Below are 19,401 nucleotides of genomic sequence, written 5' to 3'. Positions count from 1 at the left end.
GTCCTTTGTTCGGTGCCGGTGATGCGTGGTGGGGGCGGAGGCCGTGTCGTCGCCTGCGTGGTCAGCCGTGGCTGATCCAGGTCGTCTTCAGGCCGGTGTACTTGTCGAAGGAGTGCAGGGAGAGGTCGCGGCCGTGGCCGGACTGCTTGAATCCGCCGAAGGGGGTGAAGGGGCTGAGGGCGTCGACGGTGTTGACGGACACGGTGCCCGCGTGCAGGGCGTCGGCCACGCGGTGGGCCCGGCCGAGGTCGCGGGTCCACACGGACGCGGCCAGTCCGTAGGCGGAGTCGTTGGCGAGACGGACCGCCTCGGTCTCGTCGCGGAAGGGCAGCACGGCCAGTACGGGGCCGAACAGTTCCTCCCGGACGAGCGGGGCGTCGGGGCCGAGGCCGGTGACGACGGTGGGGTCGAGGTAGGCGCCGTCGCGGTCGGGCCGCGTGCCGCCGCACACGAGCGTGCCGTCCGACGACCGCAGGGCCTGGAGGATGCGTTCCACCTGGGCCTCGTCGACGAGCGGTCCCAGCCGGGTGGCGGGGTCGAGCGGGTCGCCGGGCAGCCAGGCGCGGGCGTGTTCGGCGACCCGGGCCGTGAACTCCTCGGCGACGGACGCCTCGACGAGCAGCCTGGTGTTGGCCGAGCACACCTGTCCGGCGTTGTAGACGAAGCCCCAGGCGGCGCGTTCCGCGGCGGCCTCCAGGTCGGCGTCGGCGAAGACCAGGTTGGGGCTCTTGCCGCCGGCCTCGGGCCAGACCTGCTTCATGTTCGACTCGGCCGCGTAGGCGAGGAAGCGGCGGGCCACGGCGGTGGACCCGGTGAAGACCAGGGTGTCCACGTCCGGGTGCAGGCCGAGGGCACGCCCGGTCGTCTCCCCGGGGCCGGGGACGACGTTGAGCACGCCGTCCGGCAGTCCCGCCTCGGCGGCCAGTTCGGCCAGCAGCAGCGCGGACAGCGGGGACTGCTCGGCCGGCTTCAGCACGACGCTGTTGCCCACGGCCAGGGCGGGGGCCAGCTTCCAGCTCGCGATGTCCAGGGGGAAGTTCCAGGGCACCACGGCGCCGACGACGCCGAGCGGTGCGCGCCGCACCAGGGCGAGATGGCCGGGCGGTGCGGGGGCGACCTCGTCGTAGAGCTTGTCGGCCGCCTCGGCGTACCAGGCGAAGACGCCGGCGGCGCCGGGCACGTCGGTGCCGTGGGACTCCGCGATGGGCTTGCCCATGTCGAGGGTGTCGCACAGGGCGAGTTCCTCGCCGTGCTCCTCGATGAGGCGGGCGAGGGCGAGCAGTACCCGCTTGCGCTCCGCGGGGGCGGTGCGCGACCAGCGGCCGTCCTCGAAGGAGGTGCGGGCCGCGGTCACGGCCCGGTCGACGTCGGCGGCCGAGCCGGCCGCCACGTGGGCGGTGGTCTTGCCGGTGGCGGGGTTCACGGTCGGGATCCACCGGTCGCCGGCGGGGTCGGCCCACGTCCCGTCGATGAACAGGCGCGTCCGTGGCGTGAGGTCGGCGGCGCGCTGGCGCCAGTGGGCGTACGTCTGCATGGTGTGGCCTTCGGTTGCGTCGTGGGCGTGGGCGAGCCGGTGACGTGGGCGAGCCGGTGCCCGTTCGGATCAGGTGCGGCGGGGGCCGTCTCGGAGCCCGCCGGCCGGGAACGGAGGCGCGACACGGGCGGGGCACTCCGCAGGGGAGGCCGCGCCGACTTCTTTGAGTCGAGATTCAAACAATGGGTGAACCAGCCGTCAATACTCCCGGCAAGGGCTTCTTGCCAAAGCTGATCCAGATCGCAGAGAATCACTCACCATGGGGAAAGCGGGCAGACCACGCAATCAGACGGCACGCAGGCAGGCCCTTGTCTCCGCCGCCGGGCAGGCCATCGCGGAACGCGGTCTGGAGGGCCTGCGCATCAAGGACATCGCGGACGCGGCGGGCGTCTCCCAGGGCTCGGTCCTGTACTACTACCCCGAGCTGGACGACCTCGTGCTGGAGGTGCACCGAGGAGCGGTCGAGGGCTACCTCGCCTCCCGGCAGCAGGCCTACGACCAGGCGCCGGCCGACAGTCCCGTGGCGCGGCTGCGCGCCCTGCTGGACAGCGGCCTGCCCGACGCGACGGACGACCCGGTCCACGGGCTGCTGTACGAACTGCACCGGCGCGCCGGCCGCAGCCCCGGCCACGCCGAGCTGATGACCTCGCTCTTCGCGCGGGAGGTCGCTCTCTACACGACGGCGCTCGAAGTCGGCGCCGCGACCGGTGCGTTCACCCTCACCGGGTCCGCGCACGACCAGGCGCACGGGCTCGTGGCCCTGGAAGACGGGTACGGCCTCCACATCGTCAGCCACAACGCGGCCCTGCACCCGGACAGAGCCCGTGAGCTGATCCTCGCCCATGCGCGGACGGTGACGGGCTGCGCCGATCTCTAGTGCCGCAACAGGCGACGCGCGTCCCGTCGCGACGCCCGGCACGCTCCCCCGGAGGGGGTGCCCCCACTCGCCGCACCGGCCGGAAGCCCGAACACGTCCGGTACGAGGGCTTCCGGCCGGGGGGACCCCCGGAGCACGCATCGGACGCCGCTCCTCACCGGGCGAACGTCGCCTGCCGCGGCACCAGCGACCGGCGGACACCGCAACGCACGTCCTCTGCCCGGGAACCGGCAGCCGGCCGGCTGCCGTCGGCCCGGCTCAGGCCGGACGGCGGGCCGCGATCTCCCGCAGCACCTCCATCACCGCCAGGGCGCGGGCGGTCTGGATCATGCCCTCCACCGTGGCGATCGTGACGTCGAGCGGGCTGCCGTCCCTGAGCTGCAGTTCCGCGATCTCGCCGCCGCCGTAGGTCTGACTCGTCGCCGGCCGCTGGTTGAGCACGGAGTAGCCCAGTCCCCTGGCCACCAGGGAGCGCACGGTCTCGTAACTCGTGGTCCGGTAGCGGACGTCGGGCGCGGTGCCGGTGGCGGCCACCAGCGAGCGGAAGTAGTCACGGCTGTGGGGCAGATCCAGCAGGACGAGCGGTTCCCCGGAGAGTTCCGCCAGCTCCACGCTGCCGCGACCGGCCAGGGGGTGACCGGCCGGGACGATGACGTAGGCCGGGGCGCGGGCGATCGTCTCGCTGGTCAGGGCCGGCTCGGCCGCCAGACCGAGGTCGTAGGTGAGGGCGAAGTCGACGCGCCCCTCCGCGAGGGCGCGCGCCAGCTGGTCCGCCTCCCCCTCCAGCACCTCGATCTCGATGCCGGGACAGCGGCTGGTGCATTCGCTGAACAGCGGCGGCAGGTAGTAGGGGGCCAGCGTGACGAAGCAGCCGACGGCCACCGGCCCGGAGAGGTCCTCGCCGTCCCCGCGCGCCTCCCGTTCCACCTCGCGGGCGCGGGCCAGCAGGTCCCGCGCCTGCTGCCGCAGCCTCTCCCCGGCAGGGGTGAGGGTCAGTCCCCGGCCCCGTCGGCGGATGAACAGCTGGGCCCGCAGGTCCCGTTCCAGGTTGTAGACGGCCGTGGACACGGCGGACTGCGCGATGTGCAGCTCCGCCGCGGCCTCGGTCATGGAGCCGCGTTCGGCGGCGACGAGGAAGTAGCGGAGCTGTACGAGGGTGAAACCCACTGGTGACGTCATGTGCGCCCCTTGCGCCCGGTGTTCCGTGTCGGTGCCGACCCTATGCGGCGCCGTCCGGCGGCCCGGTCAGGGAGAGCGGCGAGCCGCGGGGGCCGCCGTGCCGGAGACGTCCCCGGCGTGGAGCAGGGCGGATCCGGCGGTCTCCCGCAGGGACAGGGCGGCGACGAGGCCGCCGGCGGCGAACACCATCAGGTACGGGCCGGGCACCAGGGTGCTGCCGGTCGCGGAGATGAGCACGGTCATCAGATACGGCACGGTGCCGGCGAACAGGGCGGCGGTGACGTTGTAGGCGACGGACAGACCGCTCTGCCGCGTGCGGGTGGGGAAGGTCTCCGCCGCCCACACCGCGTACGTGCCGAGGATCGCCGCCAGGATCACGCCGAGCAGCAGACCGGCGATCCAGGTCCCGGTGAGCCCGGTCCGCATCAGGAGGAAGGCCGGGGTGGCGACGACGAGCAGGGTGGCCGTCGCCGCGACGAACACGGGTTTGCGTCCCACCCGGTCGGACAGCATGCCGAACAGCGGCACGAGCACGAGCCCGAGCAGTGAGATCACCGTGGACAGTGAGGCCGCGTTCCCGGCCGAGTGCCCCAGATGGTCGGTCTCGTAGGTGACCAGGTAGGTGAGCACCGCGTAGAAGGGGACGTGCATGGCCGCCATCAGGCCCGCGGCCTGGAGCAGCTGCCGCTTGTGGGAGCGCAGCAGTTCCCGCACGGGGCTGCGCGGGACGCTGCCGCTCGCTTCGAGCGTCCGGTACTCCGGGGTGTCCTCGATCCTGGCGCGGATGACGAGGCCGATGACGCCGAGCGGGGCGGAGACGAGGAACGGGACGCGCCAGCCCCAGGAGAGGAGTTGCTCCTCGCCGAGTCCGGTGGACAGCAGCAGGAAGACGAACGACCCGGCCAGGAAGCCGAGCAGGGAGCCGACCTCCAGCCAGCTCACCCCCAGTCCGCGACGGCGCCTGGGCGCGCTCTCGGCGAGGAAGCTCGCCGCGCTGCCGAACTCGCCGCCCGCGGCGAAGCCCTGGACCAGGCGCAGGACGACCAGAAGCACCGGGGCGGCGATCCCGATCGACGCGTAGCCGGGCAGCAGCCCGATCGCCAGGGTCGCGCCGGACATCATGAAGATGACCAGGGAGAGAGTGCGTTTGCGGCCGATCCTGTCGCCCAGCGGCCCGAACACGAGGGCGCCGATCGGCCGGATGCCGAACGACACGGCGAACACTCCGAACACGGCGAGCACTCCGGTCGTGCCGTCCCCGGCGGGGAAGAAGACGGAGGCGATGGTCCCGGCGAGATAGGCGTAGGCGGCCCAGTCGAACCAGTGCACGAACACGCCGACGGCTCCCGCGACGACGCTTCTGCGCAGGGCGACGCCGTCGGCGGCCACCGTCGTGTCGGTCGTGGTGGCACCGCTGTCACAGGTGCGCATGCGCGCCTCCTCGGGGGGATGGGTGGAGAAGCAGGTCACTGGGCCGCCGGCGCCGGGCCCTCGGCGCGCGGGTCCGCCGGCCGGAGAAGCGGGGCCGGTGCGGTCGCGGCGGCCGTCCGCGTCACGCCTCCCCTCCCCCGGCCCGCATCCCGCGGTCGACGCCGGTCCAGGCCAGTGCGACCGCGCCGTCGAGCAGGGCCCGCTGCGCGGTGCCGCCCACGCAGTACGCGGCGAACTCGTGCTGGTGGTTGGTGGCCGGCAGGGATCCGATGCCGATGTAGGGGTGGATGGCCGGCACCACCTGCGAGACGTTGCCCATGTCGGTGGAGGCCCGGTTCATCCGCGCGGCCTGACCGGGCGGCGCGAACTCCCGGCCCAGGGCGAGGGCGTTCGCCCGGTAGTGCCCGAGGGCGGCCTCGTCCGTGCGGAACTCCGCGTACGGCTTGCTCTCCGGCACGACCTCCAGCTCGCAGCCGGTCGCGAGGGCTCCGGCCTCGAAGGCACGCATCACCCGGGGCTCCAGCTCCGCCAGTTCGGCGAGCGTCTCGGCCCGCACGTACCACCGGCCGGTCGACCGCTCCGGGACGGCGTTCGGGGCGTCCCCGGCGTGGGTCACCACGCCGTGCACGCGGGCCGAAGCCGGCAGGTGCTGGCGCAGCAGGCCGATGGCGACCTGGGCGACGGTGAACGCGTCCGCGGCGTTCACCCCGGCCTCCGGATAGGCCGCGGCGTGCGCCGACCTGCCGGCGTAGGAGATCCTGGAGTGGCTGACGGCGAACGGGCGGGCCTCGGCGACGTCGACCGGCGCGGGGTGCACCATCATCGCGAGGTCCGCTCCGGCGAAGGCGCCCCGGTCGAGCATCTCGATCTTGCCGCCGCCGCCTTCCTCGGCCGGTGTGCCGTAGACCTCGACGGTCAGGCCGGCGTCGTCGGCGACGGCGGCGAGGCCGAGCGCCGCCCCCACCGCGCTCGCCGCGATGAGGTTGTGCCCGCACGCGTGGCCCAGGCCGGGCAGCGCGTCGTACTCGGCGCACAACGCGATCCGGACGGGCCCACTGCCGAACCTGGCGAGGAAGGCCGTCTCCAGCCCCAGGTAGGACGAGGTGACGTCGAATCCGGCGCGGTCCAGCAGCTCGGGTACGCGGGCGGCGGCCCGATGTTCCTCCCACGCCGTCTCCGGATCGGCGTGCAGCCGCTCGGAGAGGCCGATCAGTTCGCCGGCATGACGGTCGACCGCTTTCCGGGCCGCCTCCTTCAGCGCGCCCGTCATCGGTCCCCCGGGACGCCGTACGAGGGGGCGGAGGCGGGGTCGAGTCCGCGCCGCACATAGTCGTCCCGCTGCGGCAGCCATACGTCGAGGAGCTCGCCGAGCCGGTCCAGGGGGTCCTCCGCCCAGTCCACCCGTAGGTCGGTCACCCGCCAGCCGACGTCCGCCACGACCGACAGACCCGCGGAGTACACCGGTCCTTCCTCGCCGCCGGCCGCGAGGGCCGCCTTCATGGCGGCGAGCAGCCGTTCTTCGAGCTCCCCGCCGGCCGCGGCGTAGGCGTCGAGGAGGACGCCGGGAATGTGCTCGCCGGACAGCATGTTGCCGGCCGCCACCGCGCCCTCCGCGGTGGCCGAGGCGTGCGTGCCCAGCGTTCGCGAACCGCTGTGGGCGAACCCGGGCCCGGAGCGGCCCAGCACGGTCAGCTGACGGTACGCGATGGTCTTCGCGTTGCGCTCGGCCCCGGTGACGTCGGCCAGCGCGCGGGCCGCGTCGCCGTGGGCCGCCAGCGCGTCCAGCAGACTCGTGCCGAGGGTGGGATCGGTGACGTTCTGCGAGGCCGCCGCGCCGACCCCGGGCCGCAGATGAACGACGCGGGCGGCGACGGCCGGGCTCGACGAACTGGCCGCGACGCCGAACCGCTCCCCGTCGCGGACCACCAGCGAGAAGGTCATGCCCGCTCCTCTCCCGGAATCACGGCGACGGCGTCGATCTCGCACAGCCACTCGGGCCGGGCCAGGGCGGAGACGACCAGGCCGGTGGAGATCGGGTGAACGCCCTTGGTCCAGCGGCCCACGGTGCGGTAGACCGCCTCCCGGTAGCGCGGGTCGACCAGGTAGATCGTCAGCTTGACGAGGTGCTCCATGCGGCTGCCCGCTTCTTCGAGCAGCATCTTGATGTTGGCCATGGCCTGCTCGGCCTGTGCCTCGGCGTCGCCGATGCCGACGGATTCGCTGGTGTCGAGGTCCTGGCCGATCTGGCCCCGGACGTACACCGTGTCGCCGGCGACGACGGCCTGGCAGAGGTCGTTGTCGAGGTTCTGCTCGGGGTAGGTGTCGCGCGTGTTGAACGGACGGATCCTGGTGTGCCCGCCCGCGACGATCGGGGCGTTGACCGGGCGGCCCTTGTTCGTGGAGGTCATGCTTCGCTCCTCAGCTCTTGTGGGTCGCCGGCGCGGCGCCGGCACGGTCGGTGACGCCGGCACGGTCGGTGACGCCGTACGCGAGGTAGTTCCGCCGGGTCGCTATGTGGTCGGCGATGTGCCTGGCGTCGTGCCAGACGCCCCAGATGAAGCTCGACCCCCGGCGGGACAGCCAGGGCAGGCCCAGGAAGTAGACGCCGGGCTCCCGGGACACCCCTCGCCGATGGTCCGGCCGGCCGCTGTCGTCGAACGCGTCGACCTGGAGCCAGCCGTAGTCGGTGGCGAAGCCCGTCGCCCAGACGATCGAGGTGACGCCGGCCTCGGCCAGGTCGAGTTCCGTCCGCGGGTCGGTCACGCACCGCGGGTCCGGCCCGATGACGTGGGCCTCCGGCTCCTCGGGCAGCACGAGACCGTTGCGCTCGACGTACTCGTCGGCCGCCCGCAGGAGCGCCAGGTAATTGGCGTCGCCGAGCGCGATGTTCGTGGCGAGGTCCGGTGCGAAACGCAGCACGCCCTCGTCGTAGGAGGCGGTCATGCCCACGAGTTCGATGCCGGTGGCGGCCAGGGCGCGGAAGTCCACCGTGTGCCCGCCCCGGGCGCCGCTGACCGCGATGGTGACGTGTTCGGCGCCTCGGGGAGGCGTCTGCGCGTCCCAGAGTCCGAGCACCCCGAGCCACCAGCAGAAGTCGCGTCCGCGGTACTCGCGGGGAGGGCGGTCGTGCGGACCGACGGAAAGGAGGACCCGGCGGCCGGACCGGCGCAGTTCGTCGGCGATCTGGACCCCCGAGGAGCCGGCCCCGACCACGAGGACCGCGCCCTCGGGAAGCTGCTGGGGGTTGCGGTACCCGCTGGAGTGGATCTGCACGTCGACGGCGCCGTCCGGGACGATGGGCGGGATCACGGGCCGCTGGAACGGACCGGTCGCGGCCACGACGAACTGTGCGTGGACGGAGCCCTCCGACGTCTCGACCCGGAAGCCGGGCCGGCCTGCGCGCCTGCGCACCGAGGTCACCTCGACACCGCACCGGATCGGGGCGCCGATCTTCTCGGCGTACGTCACGAAGTAGTCGGCGACCTGTTCCTTCGAAGCGAAGTCGTCGGGGGCGAGATCGGAGAACTCCAGCCCTGGGAACCGGTCGTGCCACGCGGGGCCGTTCGCGACCAGGGAGTCCCACCGCTCCGAACGCCACCGCTCGGCGATGCGGTGCCGCTCCAGCACGATGTGCGGCACACCGTGAGCCCCCAGGTGCTCGCTCATCGCCACACCTGCCTGACCCGCGCCGACGACGACTACGTCAGTCTCTTCACTCGGCATTTCAGCCTCTCCGCTCGGGCGGTAGTCCGTCCCGGTGTCACGTCGACCTTCGCTGCGCTACCGCACGGAACATGCTCGGACGCACCGGGAAAGCTGTCCAACAGATGTTTTCGTTGCGGGCGATCTGATTTATCGATCCGCCAGCGCGCGCTCAGCCCGGACCACACCGAAGGCCGTGCGCGCCCCGAGCCCTGCGGACAAACGGATGGCCGGGGCGTGCGCGACGGGGCAGGATGCTCCGCATGACCTTGCGCACACCCGAGTTGCACACCGACCGCCTGCGACTGCGGCCGTTCACCGACGCCGACGCGGCGCCGCTCTACGCGCTGCACAGCGACGCCCACGTGCTGCGTTACTGGGACTCACCGCCGTGGACCGAACCGGCCCGCGCCCAGCGCTTCCTGACGACCTGTCGGACGATCGAGGAGGAAGGCACGGGAGCGCGCATGGCCGTCGACCGCCTCTCCGACGGCGCGTTCATCGGCTGGTGCGGACTGACCAGCTGGAACCCGGACTTCCGCAGCGCGTCCCTGGGCTACGTCTTCGACGCCTCCGCGTGGGGCCAGGGCTACGCCACGGAAACCGCGCGCGCCGTCCTGCGGTGGGGGTTCGACACCCTGGACCTGAACCGCGTCCAGGCCGAGACCGACACCCGCAACGTGGCGTCCGCCCGGGTCCTGGAGAAGCTCGGCTTCGTCCGCGAAGGCACCCTCCGCGAGGACTGCGTCGTCGGCGGCGACGTCTCCGACTCCTGGGTGTTCGGCCTCCTCCGCCGCGAGTGGCGGCCGACGGCCGGCCGGTAGGGCCGGAACCGAGGCCGGTCAGCCGGCGCTGATCCGAGCGGCCACCGAGAAGCCCGTTCCACAGTCCGGGCAGGTCGCACCGCCGAAGACGTGGGTCAACACGTGGGCGACCTCTCCCTGGCCGTCGGCGAGCGCGAGGTCGTGGAGGCGGCGGCCGAGGCCGGTCAGGCTCGCGGGGTCGGCGGGGAGGAGGGGCCTCGTCTCCACGTCGTCCGAGAGCGCGTAATCACCGCTGGTCGAGAAGAACCCGCGCTCGCCGAGGACGATGAACAGGCCCGCCGCGCAGCCGGGGCAGGAGATCTCGTACTCCTCGTTCGTGATCCCCCAGGCCAGCTCCTCGCCCCAGCCGACGACGCCCTCGAAGCTCAGCACGTCCTCCAGGAGGCAGACGTACTCGCCGCGGTCGTCGGCCGTGCGGAGGTGCTGTCGCGCCAGTGCGAGCAAGGCCGCCACGTCGGCCGAGTGTCGCGCCCGGACGTCCCCGGCCCCGTGCGGCTGGTCGGCGCCCGCCATGATCGCGCCCGCCAGGTTCAGCGCCTGGATCGCCTGGTCCCGGTCGCCCGAGCCGGCTACGCCGACCAGCCAGGGCAGCGCGGCGAAGCTGGCCGAGTACACGCTGCCCTGATGGCACAGGGCCGACCAGAGGTCGTTCCAGCGCGCAGAAGTCGGATCCGACGCGATCCGCTCCAGCAGAGCGGGTATGTCCTCGGCGGAGCCGTACGCGTGGGTGAGTCGTGACCAGTCCGTCATGCGGGAATCCAACCAGATCCTCTGAAACGGACGGCAAGCGCCCTCGCGGCCATCAGGTCCGAGTGAGTACCCGCCTGTTCTCCTCTGAGTACACGCACTCACGTGGAAGCGACGGCGTGATCGGAAACTTGGGGCATGAGAAACCCCGCCTCGGCCGATGCGGCCGCCCGCTCCCCGCGCCGCCTGCCGACCACGCTCGCGATGGCCGCTCTCACCACCCTGGCGCTCACCGCCTGCGGTACGGAGAAGCCGGCCGCGGACGGAGCGCACAGCCTGCGCGCCGACACCGCCGGGGCCCGGTCCAGCGCACCCTTCACGCAGATGCTGGACGAGGTCGCGCGGTCGTGCCCCGCGAGCGCCGCGCCTGAGGCGCCGCCGACCGGTCCGGCCCAGACGCTGCCGCCCGGTTCGACGGAGACACCGCCGAGCGACGCGTTCGAGCCGGTGGCCCCCACGGCGGGGCCGGAAGTGGAGCTGAACGCGCGCGACTGGTGTGCGGGGGCCCGCCACGAAGAGCGCATCACCCAGGCGCTGTGGGATCTGGCGGATCCCACCCCCGGCGAGGTCCGGACGGTCCTGAACGGCCTCGGCTACACCGACGAGCACATTCACGGACTTGAGCAGTCCGGTGCGGCCACACGGTTCTCCCTCGACCTGCGCGACCGGGGCGGGCGGCTCTGCGTGGACGGCTCGGCGGCCGGCGACCAGACCGTCGTCGACATGTGCGTGGCCCCCGCGACCGGCCCGTTCACGCGCGAAGGCCGGTAGCCACCAGTGCCCCGTTATCTTCTTCGCGGTCCTGCAAGAGGGCCGCTGACCTCCGGGCTCGGCATGACTGTTGCCCCCTGTCGAACAGGTGGCCCGGGGGTGGTGTCACCGGGCCCGAGAGGTGCCGTCACAGACGCTGATCAGAGGTCCGGCCACCGCCCGGCCCGGCGCAATGCCGGGCCACTCGCGGGCGGCAGGTCCGCATAACGTGGATGCGCGCGAACGGCCCCCGACCTCGGGGCCGGCACGCATCGACACATGTGGGGGCACGGTGATCGACACCGATCGGGTGGGCGTCTTCCTGGGCCTGGACGTCGGCAAGCAGACCCATCACGGCCACGGACTGACCCTGGCCGGGAAGACCGTCTTCGACAAGCCGCTGCCGAACAGCGAACCGAAGCTGCGGGCCGTCTTCGACAAGCTCAAGGCCAAGTTCGGCACCGTCCTGGTGGCCGTGGACCAGCCCGCCTCCATCGGCGCTCTCCCGCTGACCGTCGCCCGGGACGCCGGCTGCCAGGTCGCCTACCTGCCCGGACTGGCGATGCGCAGGATCGCCGACCTCCACCCCGGCGAGGCCAAGACCGACGCGAAGGACGCCACCGTCATCGCGGACGCCGCCCGCACCATGCCCCACACCCTGCGCACCCTCGCCCTGACCGACGAGGTCACCGCCGAACTGACCATGCTGGTCGGCTTCGACCAGGACCTCGCCGGCGAGGCCAACCGCACCTCCAACCGCATCCGCGGCCTGCTCACCCCGTTCCACCCCGGCCTGGAACGCGTCCTGGGCCCACGCCTGGACCACCAGACCTCACCTGGCTCCTCGAGCGTTACGGATCCCCGCAGGCCCTGCGCAAGGCGGGCCGCCGCAGGCTCATCGAGGTCGTCCGGCCCCGGGCACCGCGCATGGCCGAACGGCTGGTCGACGACATCTTCGCCGCCCTCGACGAGCAGACCGTCACCGTCCCGGGCACCGGCACCCTCGACATGATCGTCCCTTCGCCGGCGAAGTCGCTGGCCGCCGTCCACGAACAACGCCGGGCCCTGGAAACCCGGATCGAGGCACTGCTGGAGGCCCGCCCTCTTTCCCAGGTCCTGACCTCGATGCCCGGCATCGGCGTCAGGACCGCCGCAGTCCTCCTGACCACCGTCGGCGACGCCAGCAGCTTTCCCACCGCCGCCCACCTGGCCTCCTACGCCGGCCTCGCCCCGGCAACCCGCCAGTCGGGAACCTCGATCCACGGCGAACACGCCCCCAGAGGCGGCAACCGGCAACTGAAACGGGCGATGTTCCTCTCCGCATTCGCAGCCCTGCACGATCCCGCCTCCCGCAGCTACTACGACCGATGCCGAGCCCGAGGCAAAACCCACACCCAGGCCCCCCTCCGCCTCGCCCGCCACCGCATCAGCGTCCTGTTCGCCATGCTCCGCGACGGAGCCTTCTACGAACCCAGGACCCCACGGCTCGCTTGACGAAAGACATAGAGGCACCCCCCCGGCCGGAGGCTGGAGGAGTGCCGGCCGGAAGCCCTCGTACTGGACGCACTCGGGCTTTCGGCCGGTGCGGCGAGTGGGGCCCCCTCCGGGGGAGCATGCCGGACGCCGCGACGGGGCGAACGTCGCCTGCCGCGGCACTAGGCGGCGAATCGGCGACGCGGAACGCATCCGACGCTCCGGGGGCGCATCAGCCGCGTACTTGCGACCGCCGCCAGGACGACGAATTCGACACAACGACACAGCAGGAAGTAAGTATGGAATTCAAGACCATCGGCACCATCGGTGCGGGAGCACCAGCACGAGCCGTGGCCGCCCACGCGGCACGCGCCGGGCACCCGGTGCTGGTCAGTAACAGCCGCGGCCCCAGCACACTCGGCGACGCCGTCGCCGCCATCGGACCCGGCGCCTCGGCGACCACGTTCGAAGAGGCGGTGGCCGACCTGGTCCTGCTCACCGTCCCGTTCGGCGCGGTCCCCGCGGTCGGGCGGCGGCTCGGGGACTGAACGGGCCGAGTGGTGGTCGACATGACCAACCAGTTCGCCCGGTCCACCCCCTGCCGTGGCTTCGCCGACGTCTCGCCGCTGACCGGCAGCGAGTGGGTCGCCCAGCAGCTGCCCGGCGACACGCTGACCAAGGCCTTCAACGCCATGTTCGCCACCTATGCGGCTCCCGATCCCCGGCACCAGGACGGCAACCAGGTCGTCTTCCTCGCCGGTGACGACGAGAGCGCCAAGGCCCCCTTCACACAGCTGCTGACCGAATTCGGGTTCGCGCCGATCGACCTTGGCGCGCTGCGCGAAGGCGGGGCGCTCAGGCAGCTCGGCGGGCCGCTGAGCGACAAGCACTTCCTGTTCCAGGGCTGAGGCCCGACCGACACCTCAAGCAGACGAAGAATCAAAGGACAAGGACAAGGACAAGGACAAGGACGATGGCAACAGATACTCAGACCTCGCGAACCGTGGCCGAGAAGTTCCTGGAGCGCCTCGGCAAGCAGGACCCCGACGGCATCCAGGAACTGTTCGCCGAGGAGATCGACTGGCACGTCCCCGGCAGTGACGCGCTGCCCTGGACCGGGCGCCGTACCCGCCGGGAGGAGGTCGCGCCGTACTTCAGCACGATGTGGCCGCACTTCGCGCCCGGCAGGAGCAAGGTCGTGCTGGAGCGCTTCATCGTCGACGGTGCCGACGTGGTGCTGCTGGCGGTCTTCACACACACCGCCGTGGCCAGCGGCAAGGAGTTCACCACACCGGCGGCCATGCACCTGGCGGTCGAGGGCGGCCGGATCGTTCGCATGCACCTGTACGAGGACACGCTGACCGTCGCCGAGGCGTTCAACGCCGGATGAGCGAGGGCACTCAGGGGTCCCGCGGCCCGGGGCGGTCCGGCCGGGCATGTATGTAGAAGGTCAGCGGAGACACAGCCGAAGCCGAAACGGAGAGCAGAACTCATCCCCGGCGATCGCTGCCGTTCAGCACGTTGGGTCAGCTTGACTCTGTCGGGGATCTTGGAGTTCCTCGGTGCGGCAGCATGATCAACGGGCATGCTCGGGGAGTTCCGCCGACCGATGCGGCTGTCGAGGTGCCCGTTGTCGCTCCGCCCCCGTTCTGGTGAGCAAGTCCCTTCTCTGACTGCGCAGATCGCGCGGGCGAGCAACCCGGCCGGTACGACGGCGATATGGGTACGCGACCGCCTCGATGGGCTGTGGTGCGACGAGGACTTCGCGGACCGGTGCCCGCGGGACGGGCGGCCGGGGCTTTCGCCTGCTCAACTGGCCACCGTATGTGTGCTGCAGTTCCTGCTCGGTCTGTCGGACCGGCAGGCCGCCGAGGCGGTCCGCTGCCGCATCGACTTCAAGGACGCCATGGCGATGGAGCTGGGCGATCCCGGTTTCCACCACAGCGCGCTGGCCGGCTTCCGCGACCGTCTCGCCGAAGGCGACCGCGCCGACCGCCTCCTCGATCTCGCGCTGGCCCGCCTCAAGGAGGCCGGCCTGGTGCGCGAGCGCACCACGCAGCGCACCGACTCCACCCACGTCCTGGCCGCGGTGCGTGACCTGACCCGTCTGGAGCTGGTCAGCGAGGCGGTCCGTGCCGCGCTCGAAGAAGTCGCCGACGCCTTCCCGCATCTGCTCGACGGGCTGGTCGACGAGGACTGGGGACTCCGCTACGGCCGACCGGTCCGCCTGGGCAAGAACCCCACCAAGCCCAAGACCAGGATCCTCACCACCGGGAACGACGCGGCCCGGCTCCTGGAGCACCTCCACCGGCACGGAGCAGGCCGCGCGTCCGGTCCCCGTGTCCAGGCCCTGCGGCAGATCATGGTGCAGAACTACCACCATGACGCCGCAGGGCACCTGCGCCGGCGCACCGCCGATAAGGAAGGTGGGGCCGGGCTGCCGCCCTCGTCCCGGGCGATCGTCTCGCCCTACGACACTTCGGCCCGCTACGCACGGCACGGGCACATCATCAGCTGGAAGGGGTTCTCCGCTCATCCCACCGAAACCTGTGCGCCCGACGGTCCCCATGTGATCACGGACGTGGTCACCACCGCGGCCACCACCCACGACAGCCAGGTCCTGCCCGGCATCCACATCCGCCTGGCGCGTCGCGAGCTGCTGCCCGCCGGGCATCTGGTCGATGCCGGCTACACCTTCCTGCCCCACCTGGGACAAGCCGCCCGTGAGCACCAGGTCACCGTCTCCGGACCGCTCCGGGGCAATCCCACCCACCAGCACCGCCGAAACGAGGGCTTCGCCCGGGACGACTTCCACATCGACTACGACCGCCGGCAGGTCACCTGCCCGAAGGGGCAGGTCAGTGCGGGCCGGCACGGCCCCTACCCGACCTCCTCGCCCACCGCGGCCCCGTTGATCGTGGCTCGGTTCACCAAGGGTCAGTGCCGCCCCTGCCCGGCCCGCGCCCAGTGCACCAGCACCGCCGGCAGCGCCCGCACCGTGGGCTTTCCCCCACGAGAACTCCACGACCTGCAACTTCGCGTCCGCGCCGAGCAACAGACGCCCGAGTGGAAGACCCGCTATGCGGTCCGCTCCGGAGGGGAGGGCACGGTCAACGAGTTCGCTCACGGACACAGCATGCGGCGCTGCCGCTACCGGGGACAGGGAAGGCGCACATCCAGCACGTCCTGACGGCCATCGCCGTCAACATCGAGCGCCTCAACGGACTGTCACCGGCCGAGGAACCTTCCACACCCCGCCGACCCACGGCCTTCCAGAACTACCTCGATCAGCACGAGATCCCCCGGCCGAAGACCTGGCGAACCCTGGGGACCTGACCTCGGCAGACCCAAGATCCCCGACAGAGTCAAGCTCAGTGGAAGCGCCGTACGGCCTTGGCCTGCCCGATAGCAGAGTGTCAGTGGGTTTCGCGATGGCCCTGCGTCGCGGTGCTGACCCGCCGCTCGCCTGCTTCGGCGATCCTCTGGTGCTGCGCATCGCAGCAGCTCACCTGGAGCTGTCGGTAGTTGAAGGTGGTGAAGCGGAGTTCGATGAGGCCCGCGCGGGCCTCATCGTCGAGACGGATCCCGCAGGGCGGCGAGCAGCAGGCCGCCGCCTACTCGGCCTGGATGAACGCGCTGTACCCGGAGACCGTCCCTACCGCCTACCGCGCGGCCTGCGGAGTCGCCGACGCGCCCAACCGGCGTTTCGACACCGTCGTCATGGGCCTCGGCACCTACCGCCCCACCCTCGACAACGGCGTCACCAGCCCGTACGCACACCTGCGCCAGTACGCGGTGTCCAGCGCCCTCGAGCCGGACATCGACCCAGCGTCACCGTCATGCCGGACGACCCGCTCGCCCTCGTCCGCGACCTCAAGGGCGAGGTGGGCACGCAGTCGTACCGGATGCCGCCACCGGCCGGCTCGATCGCGGGCGACGTCCACGGCGACCTCCACCACCAGCTCGGGGCGGACGAGGGTGGCGTCCAGGGCGGCGCGGCTGCCCCACCCGGCGGTGAACGTGCGCCCCGTCCAGGGGTGGTCGCCTCCGGCTGGCGTCAGCAGTCCGGCGAGCGCGGCCTCCGTGGCGCGGGCGAGCGAGGTCGTCCGACCGGTGTAGCGCAGCGCGCCTTTGTCGTCATAGCGGCCGAGCAGCAGGGTGCCCGGTACGGTGGCGGGGGCGGTGACCACGCCGATGACGGCGTCGGCGGTGGCCCGGACCTACTGGCGAAGAGGCAGTATTCGGTTCATGCACGATTCGCGCAGCGGCACGCGACAGATGGTGGGCAATGCCCGCCGTGTCGCCGATGCGGGAGCTACTGGCGGGCCTTCGTGGGCCGTTGTCCAGGGTGCCGGTCATCCGGCCTCTGGTGCGTCGTAGGAGAACCTGTATCCGGCGAAGTCGGCGAGATGGACGTAGCCGATGCGCTGGTAGAGGGCGTTGCTCGTGGGGTTGTCCGGGTCGGTGAACAGGACGACGTCCGTCGCCCCTGCGGCCTGTGCGGCCCTGCTCGCCTCGACCGTCACAGCTCCGGCGTAGCCGCGGCCGCGGAGGTGTGCCGGGGTATAGACGGGATCCACCCGGACCATGCCGCCGACGACCGAGGTCGAGGCCGCCATCGAGACGGGGACGCCCTCCGGGGTGTCCCAGAACATGAAGTGCCGGTCACCGAAACGCGAGTCTTCCCAGGAGCCGGCATCGATCAAGTCGATGGAGCGCTGCTCCCCGACGTCGACGCAGAACTCACGGCACCAGCGAACGATGTGGTCACGGTCCTTACGGCCCGTGAGCCGGCCCTGGCCCTCCGGGCGCGGCTGTGGCGGGGTGAGCGTGCCGAGACGGTAGAGATGCGTCCGCCAGAAGAGGGACGGCGCCGCGCCCGTGTGCCGCTGCCAGGCATCGGCGAATGCGGTGGCGGTGTCATGGTCCGCGATGACGTTGGCGGGTGAGTGGCCGAGGACGGCCAGATGGGCGGCGAGGGCGTCGGTCTGCTCGACAGAGAGGGGGGTGAGGCCCAGACGTCCGCGCGAAGTGAGATAGAAGACCGCGTGGACCTCACCTCCTGACTCCAGCCGGCCGAAGACGGCGGCTTCGTCGTCAGACCCGGCCGTCCTGTGTGTCCGCAGCCTCTCGATGTCCGTCAGCGGCGTGTTATGCAGGGCAGCGCGCGAGCACAGGAAGTGCCCAGCTCGGGCGAGGAAGGCGTCGACGTCCTGGGTGAGGTGCCAGTCATCCGGATGCATGCTTCATGTTCCCGGACGCCCTCGACTCGGGGCTGCTCCTTCACCTCCTTTCAGCCACCCCCCGTCCTATCGTTTGGCGCGGGCGAGTCGCGGCCAGGTAGTCGGACCACTTCTCGCCGGCCTGGCTGCGGAGCGTTCCGCGGTTCTCGGCTGGATGCCGATCGAGTCGGAGAGCACGCCGGGTGGCATGCCCCTGCTTCTTTACCTCGCCGCGATCTTCATCTGGTCGGCGAGGTGACCTGAAAGAAACGTCCTAGAACGGGGTGAACTCGTCGTACTCGCGCTGTGCGACATCGCGCTCGCGGCGCCGCGTCACGGCGGGGAGAGGTGCCTCCAGGCGGTGGTCCTCGCCACGCCGGCCCAGCATCTCCGCGCCTGCGGCCATGGGCGGCTCCCGGTCGAAGACGACCGCGTTGTCCTCGGCGCCGATGGCCACGCCGTCGCTGGCTCGGGCACCCGCCTTGACCAATGCGTCCTCGACGCCGAGGCGGTTGAGGCGGTCGGCGAGGTGGCCGACGGCCTCAACGTTGTTGAAGTCGGTCTGGCGGATCCAGCGCTCGGGCTTCTCGCCGCGCACGCGGTAGATGCCGTCCTCCTCCGCGGTCACCGTGAAGCCGGCGTCGTCGACGACCTTGGGGCGGATGACGGTATGGGTCGCCTCCTCCTTCGGCTTGGCGGCCCGCGCCTCGGTGACGATCCCGGCGAGGGCGTACGAGAGTTCGTTGAGGCCTTTGCGCGCGAGGGCCGAGACCCCGAAGACGCGGTAGCCGCGTGCGTCCAGGTCAGGACGGATCATGTCGGCGAGGTCCTGGCCGTCCGGGATGTCGACCTTGTTGAGGGCGACGGTGCGCGGGTGGTCCTCCAGGCCGCCGTACAGCCGCAGTTCCTCCTCGATCATGTCGAGGTCCGAAACGGGGTCACGGTCCGGCTCCAGCGTCGCGGTGTCCAGGACGTGCACGAGGACGGAGCAGCGCTCGACGTGACGCAGGAACTCCAGGCCGAGGCCCTTGCCCTGGCTGGCGCCGGGAATGAGCCCGGGGACGTCGGCGATGGTGTAGACGGTCGAACCGGCGGTGACGACGCCGAGGTTGGGCACGAGGGTGGTGAACGGGTGGTCCGCGATCTTCGGCTTGGCCGCGGAGAGCACCGAGATCAGCGAGGACTTGCCCGCGCTCGGGTGGCCCACGAGAGCCACGTCGGCGACGGTCTTGAGGTCCAGGACGATGCCCCGGCTCTCCCCCGGCTCACCGAGCAGCGCGAAGCCAGGCGCCTTGCGGCGGGCGGAGGCGAGCGCCGCGTTGCCGAGGCCGCCGCGGCCGCCCTTGCACGCGACAAAGGTGGTGCCCTGGCCGACCAGGTCGGCGAGGACGCTCCCGGCCTTGTCGAGGACGATGGTGCCGTCCGGAACGGGGAGGACGAGGTCCTGGCCGTCCTTGCTGGACCGGTTGTCACCGGCGCCGGGCTGGCCGTTCGTGGCCTTGCGGTGGGGGTGGTAGTGGATCCACCACGTTCCCCGCCTCCGGGAGATCGCCGCGGCAGAAACACGGACGAAGTCGTCCTCGCGCACGATGTTGAACTCCTGGCAGTCCGGACATCACCGGATTCGGCTTCTCCGCCGGCGATCCCGAACAGCCACCGGTG

The 19,401-nt window shown here is 71.7% G+C and carries 17 protein-coding genes and 2 pseudogenes; 8 read left to right on the top strand and 11 right to left on the bottom strand.

Annotated elements, in window-relative coordinates:
* Positions 1-61 precede the first annotated feature (61 nt).
* Positions 62-1,534 carry an aldehyde dehydrogenase gene (locus ACIRFH_RS28715; RefSeq protein WP_403526831.1) on the bottom strand — a complete coding sequence of 491 codons (1,473 nt, stop codon included), beginning with the start codon at positions 1,532-1,534 and terminating at the stop codon, positions 62-64.
* A 259-nt stretch (positions 1,535-1,793) separates the two neighbouring features.
* Here ACIRFH_RS28715 and ACIRFH_RS28710 point away from each other — a divergent pair, with 259 nt between their 5' ends.
* Positions 1,794-2,411 carry a TetR/AcrR family transcriptional regulator gene (locus ACIRFH_RS28710; protein WP_403526828.1) on the top strand — a complete coding sequence of 206 codons (618 nt, stop codon included), beginning with the start codon at positions 1,794-1,796 and terminating at the stop codon, positions 2,409-2,411.
* A 258-nt stretch (positions 2,412-2,669) separates the two neighbouring features.
* Here ACIRFH_RS28710 and ACIRFH_RS28705 read toward each other — a convergent pair whose 3' ends face one another.
* The 6 genes from ACIRFH_RS28705 to ACIRFH_RS28680 form a co-directional block, all read right to left on the bottom strand.
* Complete coding sequence (locus ACIRFH_RS28705) at positions 2,670-3,590, bottom strand: LysR family transcriptional regulator (protein WP_403526825.1); 921 nt, start codon at positions 3,588-3,590, stop codon at positions 2,670-2,672.
* A gap of 66 nt (positions 3,591-3,656) precedes the next feature.
* Positions 3,657-5,021, bottom strand: coding sequence for an MFS transporter (locus tag ACIRFH_RS28700; protein ID WP_403526822.1), 1,365 nt, complete (start codon positions 5,019-5,021; stop codon positions 3,657-3,659).
* A 121-nt stretch (positions 5,022-5,142) separates the two neighbouring features.
* Positions 5,143-6,291, bottom strand: coding sequence for a M20 family metallopeptidase (locus ACIRFH_RS28695; protein WP_403526819.1), 1,149 nt, complete (start codon positions 6,289-6,291; stop codon positions 5,143-5,145).
* Positions 6,288-6,962, bottom strand: coding sequence for a DUF1028 domain-containing protein (locus ACIRFH_RS28690; RefSeq protein ID WP_403526816.1), 675 nt, complete (start codon positions 6,960-6,962; stop codon positions 6,288-6,290). The genes ACIRFH_RS28695 and ACIRFH_RS28690 overlap by 4 nt, the downstream gene beginning before the upstream one ends.
* A complete protein-coding gene (locus tag ACIRFH_RS28685; RefSeq protein WP_403526813.1) occupies positions 6,959-7,429 on the bottom strand; it encodes a RidA family protein in 471 nt (156 codons plus the stop codon). The genes ACIRFH_RS28690 and ACIRFH_RS28685 overlap by 4 nt, the downstream gene beginning before the upstream one ends.
* A 10-nt stretch (positions 7,430-7,439) precedes the next feature.
* A complete protein-coding gene (locus ACIRFH_RS28680) occupies positions 7,440-8,744 on the bottom strand; it encodes a flavin-containing monooxygenase (RefSeq protein ID WP_403526811.1) in 1,305 nt (434 codons plus the stop codon).
* A gap of 242 nt (positions 8,745-8,986) precedes the next feature.
* On the opposite strand from ACIRFH_RS28680, the gene ACIRFH_RS28675 reads away from it, so the two are divergent.
* On the top strand, positions 8,987-9,547 hold the full coding sequence (locus ACIRFH_RS28675; RefSeq protein WP_403526809.1) for a GNAT family N-acetyltransferase: 561 nt from the start codon (positions 8,987-8,989) through the stop codon (positions 9,545-9,547).
* Between the two features lie 18 nt (positions 9,548-9,565).
* On the opposite strand, the gene ACIRFH_RS28670 is transcribed toward ACIRFH_RS28675, so the two are convergent.
* Entirely contained in the window at positions 9,566-10,297 is a 732-nt protein-coding gene (locus ACIRFH_RS28670) for a hypothetical protein (RefSeq protein WP_403526808.1), read from the bottom strand.
* Between the two features lie 135 nt (positions 10,298-10,432).
* Here ACIRFH_RS28670 and ACIRFH_RS28665 point away from each other — a divergent pair, with 135 nt between their 5' ends.
* The 6 genes and pseudogenes from ACIRFH_RS28665 to ACIRFH_RS28640 all read left to right on the top strand — a co-directional run bounded on the left by ACIRFH_RS28665 (position 10,433) and on the right by ACIRFH_RS28640 (position 15,707).
* Entirely contained in the window at positions 10,433-11,065 is a 633-nt protein-coding gene (locus ACIRFH_RS28665; RefSeq protein ID WP_403526805.1) for a hypothetical protein, read from the top strand.
* Positions 11,066-11,336: 271 nt separating this feature from the next.
* Positions 11,337-12,538: pseudogene (locus ACIRFH_RS28660) on the top strand (IS110 family transposase).
* A gap of 278 nt (positions 12,539-12,816) precedes the next feature.
* Positions 12,817-13,065, top strand: coding sequence for an NAD(P)-binding domain-containing protein (locus ACIRFH_RS28655; protein ID WP_403526803.1), 249 nt, complete (start codon positions 12,817-12,819; stop codon positions 13,063-13,065).
* 21 nt (positions 13,066-13,086) lie between these two features.
* Positions 13,087-13,425 (top strand): NADPH-dependent F420 reductase, encoded by a 339-nt coding sequence (locus ACIRFH_RS28650; RefSeq protein WP_403526800.1) that lies wholly within the window; start codon positions 13,087-13,089, stop codon positions 13,423-13,425.
* A gap of 65 nt (positions 13,426-13,490) precedes the next feature.
* Entirely contained in the window at positions 13,491-13,907 is a 417-nt protein-coding gene (locus ACIRFH_RS28645; RefSeq protein WP_403526797.1) for a nuclear transport factor 2 family protein, read from the top strand.
* Between the two features lie 438 nt (positions 13,908-14,345).
* Positions 14,346-15,707 carry a transposase gene (locus tag ACIRFH_RS28640; RefSeq protein ID WP_403526794.1) on the top strand — a complete coding sequence of 454 codons (1,362 nt, stop codon included), beginning with the start codon at positions 14,346-14,348 and terminating at the stop codon, positions 15,705-15,707.
* Positions 15,708-16,251: 544 nt separating this feature from the next.
* Here the strand turns inward: ACIRFH_RS28640 and ACIRFH_RS28635 are convergent.
* From ACIRFH_RS28635 to obgE, 3 genes and pseudogenes are all read right to left on the bottom strand, one after another.
* Positions 16,252-16,707, bottom strand: coding sequence for a hypothetical protein (locus tag ACIRFH_RS28635; RefSeq protein WP_403526791.1), 456 nt, complete (start codon positions 16,705-16,707; stop codon positions 16,252-16,254).
* A 165-nt stretch (positions 16,708-16,872) separates the two neighbouring features.
* A complete protein-coding gene (locus tag ACIRFH_RS28630; RefSeq protein WP_403526788.1) occupies positions 16,873-17,760 on the bottom strand; it encodes a GNAT family N-acetyltransferase in 888 nt (295 codons plus the stop codon).
* Positions 17,761-18,013: 253 nt separating this feature from the next.
* Positions 18,014-19,258 (bottom strand): annotated as a pseudogene (gene obgE / locus ACIRFH_RS28625) (GTPase ObgE); the annotation flags it as partial.
* Positions 19,259-19,401 lie beyond the last annotated feature (143 nt).

It is taken from the genome of Streptomyces sp. NPDC093586 (assembly GCF_044764905.1).
In the GTDB taxonomy this organism is placed as follows: domain Bacteria; phylum Actinomycetota; class Actinomycetes; order Streptomycetales; family Streptomycetaceae; genus Streptomyces.
Note: the sequence above shows the minus strand (reverse complement) of the source record. Positions and strands in the feature narration are given on the sequence as shown.